The organism is Peribacillus muralis, from assembly GCF_001439925.1.
Classification (GTDB): domain Bacteria; phylum Bacillota; class Bacilli; order Bacillales; family DSM-1321; genus Peribacillus; species Peribacillus muralis.
Genome location: NZ_LMBV01000026.1, coordinates 13163 through 35077, shown reverse-complemented (window position 1 = coordinate 35077; position 21915 = coordinate 13163). Strand labels below are relative to the sequence as shown.

Below are 21915 nucleotides of genomic sequence, written 5' to 3'. Positions count from 1 at the left end.
ATGTCAAATCAGTATTTAGATCCTAATTTAAAAGTATTCTCGTTGAATTCAAACTTTGATTTAGCTCAAGAAATTGCAGCTGCAATCGGTGTTGAACTTGGAAAATGTAGCGTAACAAGTTTCAGTGACGGTGAAGTCCAAATTAATATTGAAGAAAGCATTCGTGGCTGTGACGTATATGTAATCCAATCAACAAGTCAACCAGTCAATGAAAATTTAATGGAACTTTTAATTATGATCGATGCTCTTAAACGTGCTTCAGCCAAGACGATCAACATTGTTATGCCATACTACGGTTATGCACGACAAGACCGTAAAGCACGCGCACGTGAACCGATTACAGCTAAACTGGTTGCAAACCTTCTGGAAACGGCTGGTGCCCATCGTGTCATCACATTGGATCTTCACGCGCCACAAATCCAAGGTTTCTTCGATATTCTAATCGATCACCTTGTTGCCGTTCCGATTTTAGCGGATCACTTCAAAGAAAAAGATCTAAGTGATATTGTCATCGTTTCTCCAGATCACGGCGGTGTTACGCGCGCGCGTAAAATGGCAGATCGCCTAAAAGCGCCTATTGCCATTATTGATAAGCGCCGTCCAAGACCGAACGTGGCAGAAGTCATGAACATCGTCGGTAATATTGAAGGAAAGACAGCTATCCTGATTGATGACATCATCGATACTGCCGGAACTATTACACTTGCTGCAAATGCACTTGTAGAAAACGGTGCTAAAGCTGTGTATGCTTGTTGTACCCACCCAGTCCTTTCAGGTCCTGCGATCGAAAGGATTCAAAACTCAACGATCAAGGAATTGGTCGTGACGAACTCGATCTCCCTTTCCGAAGACAAGAAAATCGATAAAATCGTCGGTCTTTCCGTAGCACCTTTAATTGCAGAGGCAATTATTCGTGTCCATGAGGAACAATCGGTCAGCACATTGTTCGATTGATAAAAATGTATATGCATTCGTAAAAGCATGGTGGGCCCTCAGGCTCACCATGTTTTTAGGTTAAAGGAACCAACATGAGGAATTGTTTAATTCTTAGTTGACAGGTAAGAATACTAGTAATAGAATGATAATACAATTTCCATCCATTTTTTTGAAATGGAAAATACGCTGATCGGGCTACCGAAGGCTCCTTTTTACTTACCATTGAATATGAGGCATTTTACTGTGCCTTTTATCCTTGGTGAAGAAAAGGAGCTTTTTATTATATATAAATAGTGGGGAAGGGTGTGCAGAGTATGAAAAAAAAGCGAATATGGCTGATGGCCATTCTGAGCGTCTTCTTGCTGATAATTGGGGGATGCGGACAGGAGAAAACCAGCTCAAAAAGTAACGATGCAAAAGATTCGGCTAAAACCATTCGGATCGGTTATCAAAAATTCGGGACATTAAATATTTTAAAGTCGAAGGGAGAGCTGGAGACACGTCTAAAAGACGCCGGTTATACCGCCGATTGGACAGAATTCCCCGCAGGACCTCAGCTGCTTGAAGCCTTGAATGTCGGCAGCATTGATATTGGGCACACCGGGGAAGCGCCGCCGATTTTTGCCCAGGCAGCCGACGCTCCCCTTGTCTATGTTGCCAATCAGCCGGCAAGTCCTGCGGGAGAGGCCATAGTCGTACGAAAGGATTCCCCCATTAAAAGTGTGAAGGGATTAAAAGGCAAGAAGGTAGGATTGAACAAAGGCTCGAATGTTCACTACCTATTGGTCAAGGCTTTGGAGGAGGCGGGCCTTACACTGAATGATATTAAACCTGTCTACTTACCACCGGCTGATGCCAGGGCTGCCTTTGAAGGCAATCAAATTGATGCATGGGTCATATGGGACCCTTTCTTATCGGCAGCAGAACTGGAACTGAAAACGAAAACGATCCAGGATGGAAAAGGACTTGTCGCGAATCGTGAATTCTTTTTGGCTACCGCTACCTTTGCCGAGAATGAGGAAGCTTTGAACATCATAAAAGAGGAAGTGATAAAAATAGATAAATGGATCGAAGAAAATCCAAGCGACGTCGCTGAGTTTTTATCACCAGAAATAGGAATGAGTGTTGAAGCATTGGAAAAAACATTAAAAAGAAAGAAATACGGTCTCGAGGAGATTTCCGATTCCGTTTTGGATGATCAACAAAAAATCGCCGATACATTTTACAATCTTAAATTAATCCCAAGCAAAATAAACGTGTTAGATGCATCCATTAAAAGTAATGAAGGGGGAAATGGAAAATGAAAATTTTTTGGTTTTTGCCATCACATGGGGAAAGTCGCTATTTAGGAACGACAAAGGGCGGAAGAGCGATTACACTGCCGTATTTAAAACAAATCGCACAGGCGGTCGATCAATTAGGTTTTGAAGGGGCTTTGCTGCCGACGGGCCGGTCTTGTGAGGATGCTTGGGTAGTAGGTTCTTCTTTGATTACCGCAACCGTAAGAATGAAATTTTTAGTGGCGGTACGTCCGGGATTAATGTCGCCAACCTTGGCTGCCCGGATGGCTTCAAGCTTCGATAGGCTGTCTGACGGCCGTCTCTTGATCAATGTAGTTACTGGCGGCGACCCTGTCGAATTGGCAGGCGATGGCGTATTTCTTGATCATGAGGAACGTTATGGGCAAACGGATGAATTCCTCGATATTTGGAGAAAGGCATTGGCAGGTGAAAAAGTGGATTTTGAAGGGGAACATTTGAAGGTTAAAGGGGGAAATATCTTGTTGCCGCCGGTACAAAAGCCGTATCCTCCGCTTTATTTCGGCGGTTCATCAGAACCAGCCATTGATATAGCTGGAAAGCATATTGACGTGTACTTGACTTGGGGTGAGCCACCAGTGCAAGTCGCTGAAAAAATCGAGAAGGTTCGTAAGAAGGCAGCGGAATATGGACGTGAGGTCAAGTTTGGCATAAGAATGCATGTCATAGTACGAGAAACGGAAGCGGAAGCTTGGCAGGCGGCTGAGGAACTGATTAAGTATGTGGATGATGAAATGATTGAAAATTCACAAAAAATATTCGGGCGTTTCGATTCAGTTGGCCAGAAAAGGATGTCACAACTTCATAATGGTAGCAGGGATTCGCTGGAAATCAGCCCTAACTTATGGGCAGGTGTCGGCCTTGTGCGCGGCGGGGCTGGTACGGCACTAGTCGGAAGCGCAGCGAATGTTGCCGCGAAAATGAAGGAATATGAAGACATCGGGATAGAATCGTTTGTTTTATCCGGTTACCCTCACCTGGAAGAAGCGTACCGTGTGGCGGAATTATTATTTCCCTTGCTTCCGATTGAACAGCAGCAAGCATCCGTTTCAAAGGCGACGAGCCCTTTCGGGGAAATACTGGCAAATGACCACTACCCTACAAAAGGAAGTGAAAGTGAAGATGCAGGAAAAGTTAAACAAAAAGCTCAATAACTCATATTTCATCTCATGGCTCGTCCCCCTTATACTGTTGGTGACCTGGCAGATGCTGTCTTTATGGGGTGTTTTATCGGAGAGAATATTGCCTGCCCCGACCGAGGTGCTTCAAGCAGGCGCCGCCTTATTGGAAACGGGAGATCTTGCCGAATATATCGGCATCAGTGCAAAGCGGGCTTTCATTGGCTTTTTAATAGGCGGAATCATTGGTTTTGTCCTAGGACTTTTAAATGGGATATCCAATATCGCGGAAACATTATTTGACACCTCCTTGCAGATGTTGCGTAACATACCGCATTTAGCGTTAATACCGCTTGTGATTCTTTGGTTTGGGATAGAGGAAGAGGCCAAAATCTTTCTTGTAGCCTTGGGGGTCCTTTTCCCTATCTATTTAAATACCTTTCATGGCGTGAAGTCAGTGGATAAAGATTTAATTGAAGCAGCGAGGGTTTATGGGCTTCATGGATTTTCTCTATTCTGGAATGTGATCCTTCCGGCAGCCCTTCCCTCCATATTGGTCGGTATCCGCTTCTCGCTTGGAATCATGTGGGTGACATTGATTGTCGCAGAAACGATATCCGCCAATTCGGGGATTGGCTATATGGCGATGAATGCACGGGAATTCATGAGGATGGACGTCGTTGTGCTAAGCATTCTCTTATATGCTTTACTGGGGAAGATATCGGATGTGTTTGCCAAAATAGTCGAAAAAAGATGCTTGAAGTGGCATCCATCATACCAGTGAGGAGGCCTTTATGATGAAAGATGGAAATTCGTTTGAGTTGCAGGAAGTAGCAAAGAGCTTCGGTGAACATGATGTGTTAAAGGGGGTGGACCTTTCTTTTAAAAAAGGGGAGTTCGTAGCTGTCGTCGGCAAGAGCGGATGTGGCAAGAGTACTTTGCTGCGTCTTGTCGCAGGTCTTGATAAACCGACTGGGGGTAAGGTTTTTGTGAATGGAAAGCCTCTGAACGGCTTGAATAAATCGTCACGCATGATGTTTCAGGATGGGCGGCTTTTCCCTTGGAAAAAGATCCTTCAAAACGTTGGTGTAGGGCTGAACGGAAATTGGAAGCATGAAGCTATGGAATTACTGGAGCAGGTGGGGCTTGCCGACCGTGCGCATGAATGGCCTTCCGTTTTATCAGGAGGACAAAAACAAAGGGTAGCTTTAGCGAGGGCATTGGTGAATCAACCTGACATTTTGCTCCTTGATGAGCCATTAGGGGCATTGGATGCCTTGACAAGGGTCGAGATGCAACGTTTGATTGAAGAACTATGGCGGAAAAGGGACTTTACTGCCTTACTCGTTACACATGATGTTGAAGAAGCCGTTACTCTGGCAGATCGGGTCCTTTTGATTGAGGAAGGCAAAGTCGTCATGAATAAGGAAATCAATCTGCCGAGACCGCGGCAAAAGGATCATCTTCAGTTTGTGTCGATAACTTCCCAAATCCTTAACAGAGTCATGCAAGTTGACGTAGTAATGGAGAACATGGCCATAAATGGATAGAAAACGAGAAAAAATTAATCGGGAATTTATTGGGTGAATCCTTTGTTACCTGTAGGTTCAAGCGGACATCAAGGCCTTCCAGAAATTTTCCTTTCATGTTTAATGCCTGTTAATTTAGGGAAACGTTAAATATAAAGAGAATTTGCAATTAAAATATAGGAAGGCGGAGGATGTATGAGTAACTTGTTAGCTGCAAAAGAACGTACGGATTTAAAACATTCCAACTTAAGGAATTTGCGCGAAAGCGGAGAAATTCCAGCCGTCGTTTACGGCAATCAAAACGGCAGTACAGCCATATCGGTCAATAATATTGAACTTCAAAAGACCATTAAAGAAATCGGCCGTAATGGTATCATTTCCTTGGATTTGGATGGAAAGAGTTATAAGGTCATGCTCTCTGACTATCAAAAAGACCCGATAAAGAATTTCATTTTTCATGCGGACTTTTTAATCGTCGATATGTCCGCCCAATTACAGGCGCAAGTCCGCATTAACCTTGTAGGTACTTCTAAAGGCGTGAAAGACGGCGGGGTCCTTCAGCAATCGCTTCATGAAGTGACGGTTACGGCTAAGCCGAATGACATTCCTGATGCCATCGATGTTGACGTTACAGAACTTCAGGTGGGAGATACAATCTACATATCCGATATCCAATCGAAGCAGCAAGTGACGATCGACAACAATGACGAGGAAGTGGTTGCATCTGTTTTGGCACCTCGTCAGGAAGAGGAGATAAGTACAGGGGAACAGCAGGATGGCGGGATTCCTGAAAATGAAGAAGGCAGGGAAACGAAGCCATCTTCAGAGTCATGATGCCGAGATTAAACAATTGAATCATGATATAATAGGCGTAGCTCTTCATGAGTTACGTCTTTTCAACCTCTGGATACATTCGTTTAAGCATTCGGGTATTAATTTCTTTAATTACAATTTTTTTCTAATTAGTTCTCCGGTCGCTTGCAACCCAGCTTGAAATTAAGGTACTATTTTTCTAAGGTCAATGATCTTCGAAAAACTTCGTCCCAACGTAACTCCCTAAATAACCGTAATGACGGAGTGTGAATCATGAAAATTATTGTAGGGTTAGGAAACCCAGGTAAACAATATGAAAAAACCCGGCATAACGTCGGTTTTGAAGTAATAGATGAGTTATCCAGTAAATGGTCGATACGACTTGATCAAGCAAAGCATAAAGGAATCTATGGTGTAGGTATGGTAAAGGGAGAAAAAGTGTTGTTGCTTAAGCCCTTGACGTACATGAATTTATCAGGAGAATCCATTTCGGCAGTCATGCATTTCTTTAAGGTGGAGGTCGAGGATGTTGTCATTATCTATGATGATCTCGATTTGCCTCCGGGGAAACTTCGTCTTCGTCAAAAGGGAAGCGCAGGCGGCCATAATGGAATAAAATCCTCTATTGCTCATTTGGGTACGCAGGAATTCAATCGGATCAGAATAGGGATTGGCCGTCCAATTGGCCGCATTCCGGTATCCGATTACGTTTTAGGGCGGTTTACGCCTGAAGAATGGGACCATGTAGGGGCGACCATCGAAAAAAGTGCATCTTCCTGTGCAGCGTGGTTGGAAAAACCATTTATACAGGTCATGAACGAATATAATCAATAAGCTAAGAGTAGATATAAATAAAGAATAAGATCTTCCTGTTTCGCTGAATAAACTCCCGCTATTTTTGTACATACTAACACTATTACAAAATAGGGGGTAACGAAATGGCTCTCCATTATCGATGCCGACATTGCGGAACGAAGCTGGGCTCAATCGAGGCACACTCATTGAGTACGGAGCAGTTAGGTTTTAATCAACTTACTGATGAAGAGCGACAAGAGATGATCGTTTATGATTCCGAGGGAGATATGCACGTAAAGGCAATATGTGAAGACTGCCATGAATCGCTGCAAAGATACCCTGAATTATATGAAAACGATTATATTATTCATTAGCGGGAGAGGGCTTTGGACAAAATCCAAAGCATTTTTCCGTTTGTCCAGTTTACAGCGGTAAAAGAAATGGCTTCAAACAAAAGTTGCTTGGGTCGAATGGGCCAAGTTAAAATAAAGGATTCGAGTTAAATTTTTTGCATGTTCATGAGAGGGGGGAAAGAAAATGAATGGATTACAAAACTTGTTCTCCAAACAAGAAGACGTTCATTCGTTAATAGCCGGCATCGATGAAGGGCTTAAAGAACAAATAGTCTCTGGTTTGACTGGTTCTTCGAGATCGCTATTGCTGGCTTCGGTATATGAAAAGACGAATCGGCCGATTTTACTGGTCACACATAATTTATTGCAAGCTCAAAAATTCCATGAGGACTTATCGAGTTTCATTCCCGAGGAAGAATTATATATATATCCCGCCAATGAATTGATTGCGGCTGATTTAAGCGTAGCCAGTCCGGAATTAAGGGCACAGCGTGTAGAGGCTTTGAATTTTTGGGCTGAAGGTAGGAAGGGCATTGTCATCGCCCCAATTCCAGGGGTTCGCCGCGTGCTGCCTTCCAAGGACATTTGGAAGAGGCATCAGCTTACGTTTAAGCTGGGGGAAGACATTGATCTCGAAACAGCGCTAAACAAATTTATTTCCATGGGATATAACCGGTCTGAAATGGTAGCTTCCCCCGGGGAGTTCAGCATTCGCGGCGGTATAATCGATATTTATCCGATTACGGAGCCCAACCCGATTCGTATCGAATTATTCGATACGGAAATAGATTCAATCAGGACATTTTCAAGTGAAGATCAGCGCTCCATCGAGAAACTCAAAATGGTGACGATCGGTCCGGTAAGTGAAGCATTGCTCGAGCCCGAGCATATCGATAGAATCATCACGAAGCTTGAAAGCGGTTTAAGTAAAAGCTTGAAGAAGCTTAAAGATGAGAAAGCGAAGGAACAGCTCGTTCAAACGATCGGCTATGAGCTTGAGCAGCTGAAAATGGGGAATAAACCCGACCAGATTTTTAAATACTTAAGCTTGGCGTATGAAGATCCAGCTAGTTTAATAGATTATTTACCCGTAAATGGCTTGGTATTCTTGGACGAAATCAGTAGAATTCAAGAAATCAATGATTCCCTGGAAAAAGAAGAAGCTGGCTGGTACACGGACCTTTTAAGTCAAGGGCAGATCATCCATGACATCAAATTGGCACATCCGATGCAGGAATTAATTATGAAATCGAGCCGGCCGTTTGTCTACCTTTCCTTGTTTTTGCGGCACGTACCGCACACAAACCCTCAGAATATCCTGAATTTTGCCAGTAAACAAATGCAGAATTTCCACGGACAGATGAATGTGTTCAAATCTGAACTGGAGCGGTGGAAAAAGGGTAAATATACAATTGTCATACTTGGACAGGATGACGAGCGGGTTAAAAAGCTGCATGCGGTATTAGCCGATTATGATATAGAGGCTGCCGAGCTCTTTGATGCGAACAGCATCCTACCGGGTAAAGTGCAGATTTTACGAGGCAGTCTCAACAGCGGCTTTGAATTGCCTATGCAGAAATTCAGTATCATCACGGAAACGGAATTATTTAATAAGAAGTCCAAGAAATCGATACGGAGACAGAAGCTATCGAACGCAGAGCGAATCAAGAGCTATTCCGAACTGAAAATCGGCGACTACGTCGTTCATGTTAACCATGGTATCGGCAAATATTTAGGCATTGAAACGCTCACGATAAACGGTGTTCATAAAGACTACCTACATATTCGTTATCAAGCTGATGATAAATTGTATGTCCCTGTTGATCAAATCGATCTTGTCCAAAAATATGTCGGTTCCGAAGGGAAGGAACCGAAACTATATAAGCTTGGCGGAACGGAATGGAAGCGTGTCAAAAGTAAGGTTCAGTCATCCGTCGAGAACATTGCGGATGATTTGATCAAGTTATACGCGGAACGGGAAGCTGCAAAAGGCTACGCCTTCTCCCCTGATGGTGATATGCAGAGGGAATTCGAAACCTCATTTGCCTATAACGAAACGGAAGACCAATTGCGTTCGATTGTCGAAATCAAAAAGGATATGGAACGAGAAAGGCCGATGGATCGATTACTATGCGGAGATGTCGGTTATGGGAAGACGGAGGTGGCGATCCGTGCCGCCTTTAAAGCCATTATGGATGGGAAGCAGGTAGCCTTTCTTGTTCCGACGACGATCCTCGCCCGGCAGCATTATGAAACGCTGAGGGAACGTTTTCAGGATTACCCCATTTCGATTGGCCACTTGAGCCGTTTCCGGACGAAAAAACAGCAAACGGAAACGATTAAAGGATTGAAGGCTGGAACGGTGGATATAGTCGTCGGCACGCACAGGATCTTATCCAAGGATATCGTCTATCGTGACTTGGGCTTACTTATCATTGATGAAGAGCAGCGCTTCGGGGTCACCCATAAGGAAAAGATCAAGCGGCTAAAAACCAATGTCGATGTCCTGACATTGACTGCGACACCGATTCCAAGAACCCTTCATATGTCCATGCTTGGGGTGAGGGATCTATCCGTCATCGAAACACCGCCTGAGAATCGTTTTCCGATTCAAACGTATGTTATGGAATATAACGGATCGTTGGTCACCGAAGCGATCGAGCGGGAATTGGCAAGGGATGGCCAGGTTTATTTTCTGTACAACCGGGTAGAAGATATAGCAAGAAAAGCAGAGGAAATTTCGATGTTAGTCCCTGATGCCCGAGTCACATTTGCTCATGGGCAAATGACCGAGCAAGAACTTGAAGCGGTCATGTTCGGCTTTTTAGAAGGTGAGTATGATGTGTTGGTAAGTACGACCATCATTGAGACCGGTGTCGATATCCCGAATGTCAATACTTTAATCGTGAATGAAGCGGATCGAATGGGGCTTTCACAGCTCTATCAACTCCGTGGTCGTGTAGGCCGGTCCAATCGGGTGGCTTATGCATTCTTCACGTATAGGAAAGATAAAGTGTTGACTGAAGTGGCTGAAAAGCGACTTCAATCAATTAAGGAGTTCACCGAATTGGGGTCAGGGTTCAAAATTGCGATGCGTGATTTATCGATCAGGGGAGCTGGAAACATTCTTGGGGCCCAACAGCACGGGTTCATTGATTCCGTCGGTTTCGATTTGTACTCGCAAATGCTTAAAGAGGCGGTTGATGCGAAACGCAATGACCAGCCTGCAGAAGAAAAAAATACCCTTGAGATCGACGTTGAATTAGATGCGTATATCCCTGATGCCTATATAAACGATGGACATCAGAAAATTGAAATGTATAAAAGGTTCAGAGGGATTGCTTCTCTTGAAGAAGTGGAAGAACTACAAGAAGAAATGCTCGATCGGTTCGGGGAATATCCAGAAGAAGTCGCCCTTCTATTCCTGATTGCCGAAATGAAAGTATATGCTGAGATAGCCGGAATTGAGAGCATTAAACAATTGAAGCAGGAAATTAGCATTCTTCTTAGTGAAAAGGTAAGCAGCGACGTGGATGGACAAAAGGTGTTTGAGCTTGGCTCGAAATATGGCCGGATGGTCGGCTTCGGAATGGATGGTAACCGGATGAAGCTCGTATTGCATCTAAAAGGCGTGGAGCAAAGCAAATGGCTCAATATCCTATTTGAGATGACGAAGGGCTTACAGCATGTGAAGAAAGAGACCCAAACGACCAATAACTAATCATGATTGATTATTCTCTTTTTAGAAAATGGTATGAAAGATATGATGGTAATGAAATGCAGAAAAAAGAAAAATTTTTTCAAAGTGCATAGAACTTACCATTAGAAAAATACTATGTACAATAGCTGGTGATGATTTTGCTACAAAAAGAGGATTTATCAAATCAATTAGATGAAAGTGAGGCAACATTTGATGAAAGCAACTGGTATCGTTCGCCGAATTGATGATTTAGGAAGAGTCGTCATCCCCAAGGAAATCCGAAGGACCCTTCGCATTCGTGAAGGGGATCCATTGGAAATCTTTGTCGACAGAGATGGTGAAGTCATCTTAAAGAAATACTCTCCCATTAGTGAACTAGGCGATTTTGCAAGGGAGTATGCAGAAGCACTTTATGATAGCCTTGGAAACCCAGTTATGATTTGTGATCGGGATACTTACATTGCAGTCGCAGGCGGCTCCAAAAAAGAATACTTAAATAAAAGCGTTAGTGAACTAGTTGAAAAAATCATGGAAGAAAGAAATCCGGTCTTGGAATCACCGAACGGACAAATTTCCTTCGTCGATTCAAATGATGAACAGGTGCAATCTTATACTGCCGCTCCAATCATCGCGAGCGGCGACCCGATCGGTGCCGTCCTGATTTTCTCTAAAGAAGGCACCATCGGTGAAGTGGAACAGAAATCGGTTGAAACAGCAGCAAGTTTCCTAGCCAGACAAATGGAACAGTAAGCTTGGACATGCCATTATAACCTAAGAGCGGAAAGGGCAGCAATCGCTGTCCTTTTTGCTTTTCATAAGAGCTGAATGTATTCTATGGAAAGGGGATATATTCTCATGAAGTGTATATGGAAGAGGGTTTACAGTATGGGCGCGAATGAAAAATAACCTCCAAATTATGCTATAATTACTACTACATATGAGTGAAAAGAGGAAAAAGAATGGCTGAAAAGCCTTATAAAACTTCAAATGAACTTTTACGAGGGGCGTTGATCCTAAGCGCAGCGGCGATCATCGTAAAAGTTTTGAGCGCAGCCTACCGCATACCTTATCAAAATATTGCCGGTGACATCGGCTTTTATATCTATCAACAGGTATATCCCTTCTACGGTGTTGCTTTAACATTGTCCACACTGGGCTTCCCCGTCGTCATATCCAAGCTGATTGCAGAACGGGAGTCTTCAAAAAATGAATTTGCGGTCAAGGACATTGTCGTGACGTCCTTTCTTGTCTTGAGTACGATGGGAATGATGATGTTTGTTGTGTTGTTCCTTGGCGCTGATTGGATTGCTGGCTTGATGGAGGACCCGAAATTAAGCAGCCTGCTGAAAATCATTGCCTTTTCCTATTTATTAATGCCGATATCCTCCGTTTTGAGAGGCTATTACCAAGGGATAAACGACATGCTTCCGACAGCAAGTTCACAAGTTGCTGAACAAAGTGTCCGGGTATTGACGATATTGGTTCTCTCCATACTATTTGTGCAGCAAGGCTACTCTCAGTATGTGGTTGGCAAGGGAGCTGTCTTCGGGTCGATCACCGGCGGTATGGCAGGTCTTGCGCTGCTCCTGGTTTACGTTATCTTAAAAGAAGAATGGCAGCTTTTTTTACGGATGGATATCAGACCGGCTAATTTCATCAAGATTTCCAAAGCCTTGGTTTTTCAAGGAGTGGCGTTTTGCATAACTGGCCTAATCCTTATCCTGTTTCAATTTGTCGACTCTCTGCACTTATATTCCTTATTAAGGGAAACCGGGATGGGGGAAAATGAAGCCAAAGGATGGAAAGGGGTTTATGACCGTGGCCAGCCTTTGCTTCAGCTAGGGACAGTGGCGGCCAATTCTTTTGCACTAGCGCTTGTGCCGGTGATATCCCGATTCCTTCAGAAAAATGATCAATATGAATTACTTAATAAAATCAAGCTGGCGCTGCGTGTCAGTGCCTCGCTTGGTCTGGCGGCAGCGATTGGCTTAGCGGTGATGATGAGCCCGGTCAATCAAATGCTGTTCACGGATGACAAAGGGACGGTTGCTTTAGCCATTTTTTCATTATCGATAGTATTCACGTCTCTAATCATGACCACGGCAGCTGTGATTCAAAGCCTCGGCTACTCCGTAGTACCGATGGTCATTACGATTATAGGGGTGTTCAGCAAATGGGTATTGAACCTTATGCTCGTGCCCCGTTACCATATCGTCGGGGCAGCCTCCGCGACGGTCCTAGCTCTTATGGTCATGTCAGTATTATTTTATGCGGTATTGAGAATACATTTGAAAAAGCCCTTAATGGAGAAGAACCACATATACATTATTTTAAAGAGTACGGTCTATATGGGTACGGTGGTTGTATTATATAATGCCTTGTTTCACTTGTTGTTTACAGGTGAGGGCCGGATGCTGGCGACGATCCAAGCACTGATCGGTGTAGCGATAGGCGCAGCCGTCTTTGTTGTGACTAGCATCCGTACAGGCTTGTTTGAGGAAGAAGAGCTATCGCATATACCTTTAGTATCGAAGCTTGAACGATTTATAAAAACGAATAGAGGTAAAAATCATGAATGAGATAACGATAATCGGCCTTGGTGCAGGAGATTTAGATCAGCTTCCGCTAGGGATTTATAAAAAATTAAAACAACCCCAGCGATGCTTCGTCAGAACGGTAGATCATCCGGTAATCGAGGAATTGAAACGTGAAGGAATCAATTTTACGGCTTTTGACGATATATATGAAAAGCACGATCAATTTGAAGCGGTATATGAAGAAATTGCAGCAACATTATTGCATGAGGCTTCAAACCGTTCCGTTTTATACGCCGTTCCGGGACATCCGATGGTTGCGGAAAAAACGGTTCAGCTTTTGCTCGAAAAGGGTCCGACTCTTGGTATATCCATAAAGGTGGAAGGCGGACAAAGTTTCCTTGACCCCTTGTTTCAGGCTGTCCGGATCGATCCAATCGAGGGGTTCCAGCTTTTGGATGGCACGGACCTTTCTCCAAATGATTTGCATATTACTCAGCATATGATAATCGGGCAGGTGTATGATGCCTTCAGCGCGTCCAATGTGAAGCTGACCTTAATGGAGAAGCTTCCGGATGACTACGAGGTATTCATCGTAACAGCGGCAGGCAGCAGTCAGGAAAAAGTGACAAAATGCGCTTTGTTCGAGCTCGACCGTCAGTTGGAGCTAAGTAACTTAACGAGTGTATATGTCCCTCCTGTTACAGAACAAGCGTTACAATATCGGGAATTTTCCATGTTGCGGCAGATCATTGCCCAGCTTAGGGGACCAGACGGATGTCCTTGGGATAAGAAACAAACGCATGAAAGCTTGAAGAAATACCTAATAGAAGAGGCCTACGAGCTTATTGATTCCATTGATGATGAGGACGATGAGGGCATGGTCGGAGAGCTAGGGGATGTCCTTCTTCAAGTGATGCTCCATTCGCAGATCGGCGAGGACGAGGGCATGTTCACGATAGATGACGTGATCGAGGGCATAACGGCAAAAATGATACGACGCCATCCCCATGTATTTGGAGATGTTGAAGTGCATGGCGAGGAAGACGTAATGGTGAACTGGCAGAAAATCAAAGCGGATGAGAAAGGCAGCGAAGCCAAGCTCGAGCATTCCATATTGGACGGGATCGAGAAATCCTTGCCAAATTTACTTCGCGCAGAAGAATATCAAAAAAGAGCTGCAAAAGTGGGTTTTGATTGGGACGAGGTTTCCGAGGCGTGGAAAAAGGTTAAAGAGGAAGTGCAGGAATTAGAAGATGAATTGGGTACCGCGAATTTCGATATCAAAAGAATCCAATCGGAGTTAGGCGACCTCTTTTTTGCGCTTGTCAACATTTCACGTTATTATGACATACAAGCGGAAGAAGCCGTCTACAATGCGAACCGGAAATTTCACCAGCGTTTTACATATATAGAACAATGCATCCTAAAGGCAGGCAAAAAGTTTGAGGATTATACTTTGGAAGAGCTGGATGCATATTGGGATGAGGCAAAAGGTAAAGGACTTTAATCAAGGGGGAGAAAAAGAATGTCGATGAGATTGGATAAATTCCTGAAGGTATCAAGGTTGATCAAGCGCCGCACTCTTGCAAAAGAAGTTGCGGATAAAGGGAGAATCACGATTAACGGACAACAGGCAAAAGCGAGCTCGAATGTGAAGGATGGCGACGAATTAACAGTACGCTTCGGTCAAAAGCTGGTGACGGTACGAGTCGATAAAATTCAGGAAACGACGAAAAAAGAAGCGGCTGCAGAAATGTATACGATCGTAAAGGAAGAAAAGCTGGCAGAGGAGTAAGGACAGGCTTGGTTCTATTTTCCTTCTTACAGACATACACTTGTACAAAATCAGTGGTACTGTGAGGGATGAAAAAATGAGCCAATTTAATGATCCGAATGCTGGTTATACAAAGGGAACGACCCAAGAGCATGATGTTACGATGAAAGGTCGCCGTTTACTGGATATTACTGGCGTCAAGCAAGTGGAAAGCTTTGATAATGAAGAGTTCCTGCTCGAAACGTCAATGGGTTTTCTATCAATACGGGGGCAAAACCTGCAAATGAAGAATTTGGACGTTGATAAAGGCATCGTGTCCATCAAGGGGAAGATTTTCGATCTCGTTTACCTGGATGAGCAATCAGGGGAGAAGGCTAAAGGCTTCTTTGGCAAGTTGTTCAAATGACCTTAACGATCCAATTTTATACGTTGCTAGCGATGATTGGCATGGGCAGTGGTTTTGGAGCTGCCCTGGATACGTATAGCCGTTTTTTGAAGCGTTCGGAAAGGAAAAGGTGGATTGTCTTCATCCATGACTTCCTCTTCTGGATCATTCAGGGCCTCCTTATCTTTTATGTGTTGTTTTTGGTGAATGAAGGGGAGTTTCGCTTCTATTTATTTTTGGCCTTATTTTGCGGTTTTGCTGCTTATCAAGCATTGTTCAAAGGATTCTATCAGCGGTTTTTAGAGTTTTTGATATTTCTGGTGATAAAGTTGGCAAGATTTATTACCGATTCTGTTCACATGCTGATTTTTCTTCCGATAAAATGGGTAATAGTATCCATAGTAGCCATCGTCATAGGGTTAGGCAAATTCGCCTTGGTCTTATTAAAATGGGCAGGGAAAATCGTTTTCTTTATTTTGAATATTTTCTGGAAGCCAATGAAGTGGGTTTTGACTTATATATGGAATTTATTGCCGTTTTTTGTTACGAAAAACGTCGGGAAGTTTTATAATAAAGGAAAAGGGATTTTATTGAAAATAAAGAATTCTATAAGTAGAACGCTGAATAGATGGAGAACTAAAAAGAAATGATGAGAGGAGTGATAAAACATGAGTAGCCTTCGTAAAAGGAAAGTGGCAAAAATAGAAAATGCCTACGTCGCCCAACAAGAGCAAAAAGTACAAACCGTTGAAAAAAAGAAGCGTGGTCTAATGCGCAGACTAACTCTTTATTCAGTATTTGCGGCTCTCTTTTTAATTTTGGCTGTTACCACCCTCATTACGCAAAATGCTGCACTCGATGAGAAAGTTCAACAGAAAAAGGAAATTCAAGTAAAGCTGGCTAAATTGGAAAAGGACGAGACCCTTCTTAAAGAAGAAATCGTAAAGCTTAATGACGACGATTATATTGCGAAGATAGCGAGACGCGATTATTTCTTATCGGATAATGGAGAGATCATTTTTACCCTTCCAAAAGGAAAGGAAGATAGTGACTAATATTGACACTGTTTTTTTACTTTCGTTATAATATAGGATGAAGAGATTTTTTAACATTTCTAAGGAGGAACATTTTTTTTATGTCAATCGAAGTAGGCAGCAAGTTACAAGGTAAAGTAACAGGCATAACTAATTTTGGTGCATTCGTAGAGCTCCCTCAAGGTTCGACTGGTCTCGTCCATATCAGTGAAGTGGCTGATAATTACGTCAAGGATATCAATGATCATTTAAAAGTGGGCGATACAGTTGAGGTGAAAGTCATCAATGTAGAAAAAGATGGCAAGATTGGCTTGTCCATAAAAAAAGCGATAGACCGTCCTGAAGGTGAGCAAAAACCTGCATACACACCACGTCCGCGCCAAGGAAGAGGGAATGACAACCGTTCCAAAGACTTCCGCTCAAAAGGTAATAGTTTTCAGCCAAAGGAAAACTTTGAGCAAAAGATGGCAAAATTCTTAAAAGATAGCGAAGACCGCCTAACGACCCTCAAACGTAGCACCGAAACGAAACGGGGAGGTCGAGGAGGAAGACGCGGATAAAACCTGCTGCTGAAAATAATAGTTTAGCAACTTTTCCTGTGAATACTTTCATAGTGTAGATAAAGGCAGGCAGCTTGCTTGTCTTCTTTTAATTGTATTAATACCAAAAAAAAGCGCTCCTGCACACTTCGGTTAAGTGTGCAGGAGCGCTTTTTGGNCCGTACGGGATTCGAACCCGTGTTACCGCCGTGAAAGGGCGGTGTCTTAACCGCTTGACCAACGGGCCATGGAAATAAAATAAAGATAGCGGCAGAGGGGATCGAACCCCCGACCTCACGGGTATGAACCGTACGCTCTAGCCAGCTGAGCTACGCCGCCATAATGGTAAGTGCTACTAAAGCACAAGTTATATCTTACATTCGTGAAGAAAAAATGTCAACAAAAAAAATAAAGTTTATCTATTTCCATATTTTAATCATTTATTCCTGTTATTTTCCGCAAAAATAACCTAAAAACTTTGCTTTTCTTCAAGAAAAAAAGGAACACTCGTTTCTGTATTGGAAAAAACGGTACAAAAACCTGTATACAATTGATTATTCAAGAAGAATTTCGTCGAACGTTTTTCTAATCCGCTTTTAAAATTCTGACAAAAAAATGACAATGCCCTCTTTATAATAAAAATCACTAATACGAATGGGGTGTTGAAATGGAAAAAGTAGAAAGACCAATGTTGGAACCTCTTGGAGATGTTCAATTAAAAGAAGCGAAAGCAGGTGCCATCAATTGGATTCAACAGCTGCAAATGAAATCGGAGGACATATTCATAAAGAAGGGTTTCTCTTTAGCCATTATCGGTTTTTTATTAGGACGAGCATTAATACTTTCACAGCTGGCACCATTTGGACTTCCGTTTTTCGCAGCCGTATTCCTCATGAGACGTGACAGGGCTCCACTGGCGCTATTCGGATTGATTGCCGGTGGTCTCACAGTCCACTATTCCAATAGTTTAGTCATATTCGCATCGGCGTTTCTGCTCCTGCTTTTTCATAAGATCAAGAAGCCCGCCGTCGAAGGACAATTCAAGACGATGTCGATGTACGTTTTCGCCTCACTGTTCCTGGTCAACCTGGCTGAGCAATATCTCGTGTTCCGGACGATTCAGCTGTACGACCTGATGATGATAGGAGTGGAGGCGGGACTCGCCATGATATTAACCTTAATCTTCATACAGTCCATCCCGCTTCTATCGATCCGTAAAAAATCCCAATCATTGAAGACGGAGGAAATCGTCAGTATCATCATCCTGCTGGCATCGGTGATGACCGGAACGATTGGCTGGATGATATATGATTTATCACTTGACCATATATTTTCACGATACTTGGTTCTCCTCTTCGGGCTGGCGGGAGGGGCCGCCATAGGCTCCACTGTAGGTGTAGTAACCGGATTGATCTTTTCCCTTGCCAGTATTGCCAGCCTTTATCAAATGAGCCTGCTTGCTTTTTCCGGCCTGCTGGGGGGGTTGCTGAAGGAGGGAAGGAAAATAGGGGTTGCCAGCGGCCTCTTGATCGCTACTTTATTGATAGGACTATATGGCGAGGGCACCAATAATATATTGGTGACACTTTATGAATCACTTATTGCTGTGTTGTTATTTTTATTTACACCATCATCAATCATCAACAAAATAGCGAAGCATATACCGGGAACTGTTGAGAATTCCGACGAACAGCAGCAGTATGCCCGCAAGGTGAGGGATGTTACTGCTCAAAGGGTGGAGCAATTCTCACATGTATTCGAGGCGCTCTCGAATAGCTTTTCCCAGGTGGATGAAAGAGGAAGATTGGAGGAAGATGAGAAAGAATTCGATTACTTTTTAAGCAATGTAACGGAAAAGACGTGTCAGCTCTGTTTTAAGAAGGAGCAATGCTGGTCCAAAAACTTTAATACAACGTATGACGGCATGCAGGAAATCATGCTTCAATTAAGTGAAAATAATGGACAGATCCCCCAAAAAACGGCGAAGGAATGGGGGAAGTATTGTACCCGCGGGCCTCAGGTCATTGGGGCGATAGCCCAGGAGCTCACATACTTCGAGGCAAATCAAAAACTGAAAAGGCAGGTGAAGGAAAGCAGGAAACTTGTAGCGGATCAGCTACGCGGCGTTTCGGCAGTGATGGATGATTTCGCCAAGGAAATTCAAAGGGAAAGGAAGAATCATCATTATCATGAGGAATCGATCATGGAGGCCATACAGGATTTTGGCCTCCATATAGGCCATGTTGAGATATACAGTCTAGAACAAGGAAATGTTGATATAGAGATGAGTGTCCCATACTGTCAGGGCAGAGGGGAATGTGAAAAGCTGATAGCGCCCATGCTGTCGGACATTTTAGGAGAAACGATAGTCGTACATTCAGAAGAATGCGCAACATATCCAAACGGGCAATGTGAGGTGATATTTAGGTCAGCAAAAAAATTCACGGTCGAAACGGGTGTGGCTCATGCTGCCAAGGGGGGAGGGCTTGTTTCGGGAGATAGTTATACGACGATGGAAATCGGTTGCGGTAAATTTGCCATAGCCATTAGTGATGGCATGGGAAATGGGGAAAGGGCCCATTTTGAAAGCACAGAAACATTGAAATTGCTGCAAAAATTCTTACAATCGGGAATAGAGGAAAAAATAGCCATTAAATCCGTAAACTCCGTTTTATCACTACGCACTACCGATGAAATATTTTCAACTCTTGATTTGGCAATGATCGATCTTCAGGACGCAAAGGCTAAGTTTTTGAAAATCTGTTCAATACCGAGCTTCATTAAAAGGGGAGATAAGATCATAAAAATTGAATCGAGTAACCTGCCGATGGGAATCATCCAGGATTTCGATGTTGATGTAGTATCAGAAGAACTGAAGGCAGGAGATATATTAATCATGATGAGCGATGGAGTGTTCGATGGACCATCACATGTGGAAAATATCGAGTTCTGGCTTAAACGAAAAATCAAGGAAATGGAAACGGACGATCCGCAGGAAATTTCCGATTTAATATTGGAAGAAGTCATCCGAACGAAAGGGATTATAGATGATGATATGACAGTCGTCACATCAAAAATCAAACACAATACACCGAAATGGGCTTCCATTCCCGTTTCCTCCAAAAACAAAAGGGCTCAGTAGGGGGCATTCATATAAATCGAATTTGAAATTAAACGAGGTGACGGAGGGTGGACTAAGTAAAAGATAAATAGGTTGAACGCTAATGTGACTTGATTGCGGATGTCTTTTGCGTATAATTTCCCCTTTTTTAGTCAATTATGGTAACAGATTGAAAAGAAGGGAGAGCAAAACATGAAAGCAGGAACATTAAGACAGATTTTGCTTATTACCGACGGATGTTCGAATCATGGTGAAGAGCCATCTGCCATGGCTGAACTAGCAAGGGAGCAAGGCATAACCATCAATGTCATAGGCGTCATGGAAAATGATGTAATAGATGAAAAGGGACTGAAGGAAATCGAGATGATTGCCGACTCGGGAGGCGGCGTAAGTCAAATCGTCTATGCCCAGCAGCTTTCCCAAACCGTCCAAATGGTGACTCAAAAGGCAATGACTCAAACCATACAGGGAGTTATCAATCGTGAACTTCAACAAATACTGGGAGATTCAAGCACGATGGAGGATCTTCCCCCGGAAAAACGAGGCGAAGTGATGGAGGTGGTCGATGAGCTTGGAGAAACAAGCAAGCTCGAAGTGTTGATTCTTGTTGATACAAGCGCAAGCATGAAGCATAAACTTCCTACCGTTAAAGATTCCTTATTGGACCTTTCCCTTAGTATGAACGCAAGAATGGGTGACAGCCGTTTTTCCGTATTCGTATTTCCTGGGAAAAGAAAGGATGTGGAAAAGCTGCTGGATTGGACCCCCAACCTTGAGGCCCTGACGGCGACATTTCCTAAGCTCAGTACGGGCGGACTCACTCCGACAGGTCCAGCCATTCGAGAGGCATTGACCTATTTCAATAAAAAACGTTCGCTGAGGGGATTGTTATCACATGATGATGAACAATACTTTGAGGAATCAATGTAATCTCCTGCCTGGCAGTTCAATCACTGGAAAGTGGAATAAAAACCAGTACAAAATCATTAAGGAATTGGGGTGTGGCGCTAACGGCATCGTCTATTTGGTGGAAAACGGAAATCGTCATTATGCTCTAAAGCTCAGTGATAATGGGACATCCATTATATCGGAGATGAATATCCTAAAATCCTTTTCAAAGGTCCAGGGGTCTACCCTTGGACCTTCCTTTTTGGAAGCGGACGATTTCATCAAATCAGGCAAGCAGCTCCCCTTTTATGTAATGGAATATATCCATGGACACGATTTTTTGCGTTTTATTGAAAAAAAGGGAGCATCCTGGATCGGTGTCTTAATGCTTCAATTACTAACCAGTTTATCCGCCTTGCATGCAAATGGCTGGGTATTCGGTGATTTAAAGCCAGAGAATTTGATCGTGACATCACCAGCTTATAAGGTGCGCTGCGTGGATGTAGGGGGCACGACCTTAATTGGCCGCTCGGTCAAGGAATTCACGGAATTCTTTGATAGAGGATACTGGGGGCTCGGATCAAGAAAGGCAGATCCTCAATATGACTTGTTCGCGGTAGGAATGATCATCATCAATTCAGCCTACCCAGGACGTTTCCACAAGAAGGGTGAGGGGTATAGTCAGCTAAACGACTTGATTAAGCAGAAAAAGGAACTGCTCCCCTATAGGAAGATGTTGGAGAAAGCGCTGCACGGGAAGTACGATTCGGCGCTGCAAATGAGGGAGGATTTAGTCACTGTGCTAAGTAAGCAAAACCACCAGAAGAAAACGGGGACGGTCCAGGCTTCAACGAGGCAGCCTACAACGAGGCAGGCGAGAAGGTCACAGAACCAGTCAAATAAGAAGATGGGAGGGCTATTTGAGACTTTTTTGCTCGTTGCGATAATTTCGATGCTCTATGTTCTTTACATATATGAACAGTTGTTATGATATAGTTAATGCAGAAATAACATGAAAAAGTTGGTGCCGTTTCATGTTTTGAAACGTATTAACCATTACCTGTCCATGAAGAA

Annotated in this window: 20 protein-coding genes and 2 tRNA genes; 20 read left to right on the top strand and 2 right to left on the bottom strand. The window is 43.4% G+C overall.

What is annotated here, in order from left to right; genetic code table 11:
- From ASU00_RS20785 to ASU00_RS20705, 17 genes are all read left to right on the top strand, one after another.
- Nucleotides 1-954, top strand: coding sequence for a ribose-phosphate diphosphokinase (locus tag ASU00_RS20785; protein WP_057915371.1), 954 nt, complete (start codon nucleotides 1-3; stop codon nucleotides 952-954).
- Nucleotides 955-1250: 296 nt separating this feature from the next.
- Nucleotides 1251-2240 (top strand): sulfonate ABC transporter substrate-binding protein, encoded by a 990-nt coding sequence (locus ASU00_RS20780; RefSeq protein WP_057915370.1) that lies wholly within the window; start codon nucleotides 1251-1253, stop codon nucleotides 2238-2240.
- The gene (ssuD, locus tag ASU00_RS20775) at nucleotides 2237-3409 is read left to right on the top strand and encodes an FMNH2-dependent alkanesulfonate monooxygenase (protein ID WP_057915369.1); all 1173 of its coding nucleotides are present in this window, start codon (nucleotides 2237-2239) and stop codon (nucleotides 3407-3409) included. Before ASU00_RS20780 ends, ssuD begins: the two co-directional genes overlap by 4 nt.
- Nucleotides 3378-4157: an aliphatic sulfonate ABC transporter permease SsuC gene (ssuC, locus tag ASU00_RS20770; protein ID WP_201786320.1), complete on the top strand. Its 780-nt coding sequence runs from the start codon at nucleotides 3378-3380 to the stop codon at nucleotides 4155-4157. The genes ssuD and ssuC overlap by 32 nt, the downstream gene beginning before the upstream one ends.
- A gap of 13 nt (nucleotides 4158-4170) precedes the next feature.
- Nucleotides 4171-4923 carry an ATP-binding cassette domain-containing protein gene (locus tag ASU00_RS20765; protein WP_057915367.1) on the top strand — a complete coding sequence of 251 codons (753 nt, stop codon included), beginning with the start codon at nucleotides 4171-4173 and terminating at the stop codon, nucleotides 4921-4923.
- 174 nt (nucleotides 4924-5097) lie between these two features.
- A complete protein-coding gene (locus ASU00_RS20760) occupies nucleotides 5098-5736 on the top strand; it encodes a 50S ribosomal protein L25/general stress protein Ctc (RefSeq protein ID WP_057915366.1) in 639 nt (212 codons plus the stop codon).
- A gap of 252 nt (nucleotides 5737-5988) precedes the next feature.
- A complete protein-coding gene (pth, locus tag ASU00_RS20755; protein WP_057915365.1) occupies nucleotides 5989-6549 on the top strand; it encodes an aminoacyl-tRNA hydrolase in 561 nt (186 codons plus the stop codon).
- A gap of 104 nt (nucleotides 6550-6653) precedes the next feature.
- The gene (locus ASU00_RS20750) at nucleotides 6654-6884 is read left to right on the top strand and encodes an anti-sigma-F factor Fin family protein (protein WP_057915364.1); all 231 of its coding nucleotides are present in this window, start codon (nucleotides 6654-6656) and stop codon (nucleotides 6882-6884) included.
- A gap of 163 nt (nucleotides 6885-7047) precedes the next feature.
- Entirely contained in the window at nucleotides 7048-10584 is a 3537-nt protein-coding gene (mfd, locus tag ASU00_RS20745; protein ID WP_057915363.1) for a transcription-repair coupling factor, read from the top strand.
- Nucleotides 10585-10776: 192 nt separating this feature from the next.
- A complete protein-coding gene (gene spoVT, locus ASU00_RS20740) occupies nucleotides 10777-11313 on the top strand; it encodes a stage V sporulation protein T (protein WP_057915362.1) in 537 nt (178 codons plus the stop codon).
- Nucleotides 11314-11522: 209 nt separating this feature from the next.
- A complete protein-coding gene (locus tag ASU00_RS20735) occupies nucleotides 11523-13142 on the top strand; it encodes a putative polysaccharide biosynthesis protein (protein WP_057915361.1) in 1620 nt (539 codons plus the stop codon).
- Entirely contained in the window at nucleotides 13135-14607 is a 1473-nt protein-coding gene (yabN, locus tag ASU00_RS20730) for a bifunctional methyltransferase/pyrophosphohydrolase YabN (protein WP_057915360.1), read from the top strand. Before ASU00_RS20735 ends, yabN begins: the two co-directional genes overlap by 8 nt.
- 24 nt (nucleotides 14608-14631) lie before the next feature.
- Nucleotides 14632-14895 carry an RNA-binding S4 domain-containing protein gene (locus ASU00_RS20725; RefSeq protein ID WP_057915395.1) on the top strand — a complete coding sequence of 88 codons (264 nt, stop codon included), beginning with the start codon at nucleotides 14632-14634 and terminating at the stop codon, nucleotides 14893-14895.
- Nucleotides 14896-14971: 76 nt separating this feature from the next.
- On the top strand, nucleotides 14972-15280 hold the full coding sequence (yabP, locus tag ASU00_RS20720; protein WP_057915359.1) for a sporulation protein YabP: 309 nt from the start codon (nucleotides 14972-14974) through the stop codon (nucleotides 15278-15280).
- Nucleotides 15277-15909, top strand: a complete 633-nt coding sequence (gene yabQ, locus ASU00_RS20715) for a spore cortex biosynthesis protein YabQ (protein ID WP_057915358.1) — start codon at nucleotides 15277-15279, stop codon at nucleotides 15907-15909. Before yabP ends, yabQ begins: the two co-directional genes overlap by 4 nt.
- A gap of 18 nt (nucleotides 15910-15927) precedes the next feature.
- Nucleotides 15928-16314, top strand: coding sequence for an FtsB family cell division protein (locus ASU00_RS20710; RefSeq protein WP_057915357.1), 387 nt, complete (start codon nucleotides 15928-15930; stop codon nucleotides 16312-16314).
- An 80-nt stretch (nucleotides 16315-16394) separates the two neighbouring features.
- On the top strand, nucleotides 16395-16853 hold the full coding sequence (locus ASU00_RS20705) for a S1 domain-containing RNA-binding protein (RefSeq protein WP_057915356.1): 459 nt from the start codon (nucleotides 16395-16397) through the stop codon (nucleotides 16851-16853).
- A 154-nt stretch (nucleotides 16854-17007) separates the two neighbouring features.
- On the opposite strand, the gene ASU00_RS20700 is transcribed toward ASU00_RS20705, so the two are convergent.
- Both ASU00_RS20700 and ASU00_RS20695 read right to left on the bottom strand, forming a co-directional pair.
- Nucleotides 17008-17079 (bottom strand) — tRNA-Glu (locus ASU00_RS20700).
- A gap of 18 nt (nucleotides 17080-17097) precedes the next feature.
- Nucleotides 17098-17171, bottom strand: a tRNA-Met gene (locus tag ASU00_RS20695).
- A gap of 328 nt (nucleotides 17172-17499) precedes the next feature.
- Between ASU00_RS20695 and spoIIE the strand changes: the two genes are divergently transcribed.
- From spoIIE to ASU00_RS20680, 3 genes are all read left to right on the top strand, one after another.
- Nucleotides 17500-19974 carry a stage II sporulation protein E gene (gene spoIIE / locus ASU00_RS20690; RefSeq protein WP_057915355.1) on the top strand — a complete coding sequence of 825 codons (2475 nt, stop codon included), beginning with the start codon at nucleotides 17500-17502 and terminating at the stop codon, nucleotides 19972-19974.
- A 171-nt stretch (nucleotides 19975-20145) separates the two neighbouring features.
- Nucleotides 20146-20883: a VWA domain-containing protein gene (locus ASU00_RS20685; RefSeq protein ID WP_057915354.1), complete on the top strand. Its 738-nt coding sequence runs from the start codon at nucleotides 20146-20148 to the stop codon at nucleotides 20881-20883.
- Nucleotides 20849-21832, top strand: a complete 984-nt coding sequence (locus ASU00_RS20680) for a protein kinase domain-containing protein (RefSeq protein ID WP_413783536.1) — start codon at nucleotides 20849-20851, stop codon at nucleotides 21830-21832. The genes ASU00_RS20685 and ASU00_RS20680 overlap by 35 nt, the downstream gene beginning before the upstream one ends.
- The last annotated feature ends 83 nt before the right edge of the window (nucleotides 21833-21915 follow it).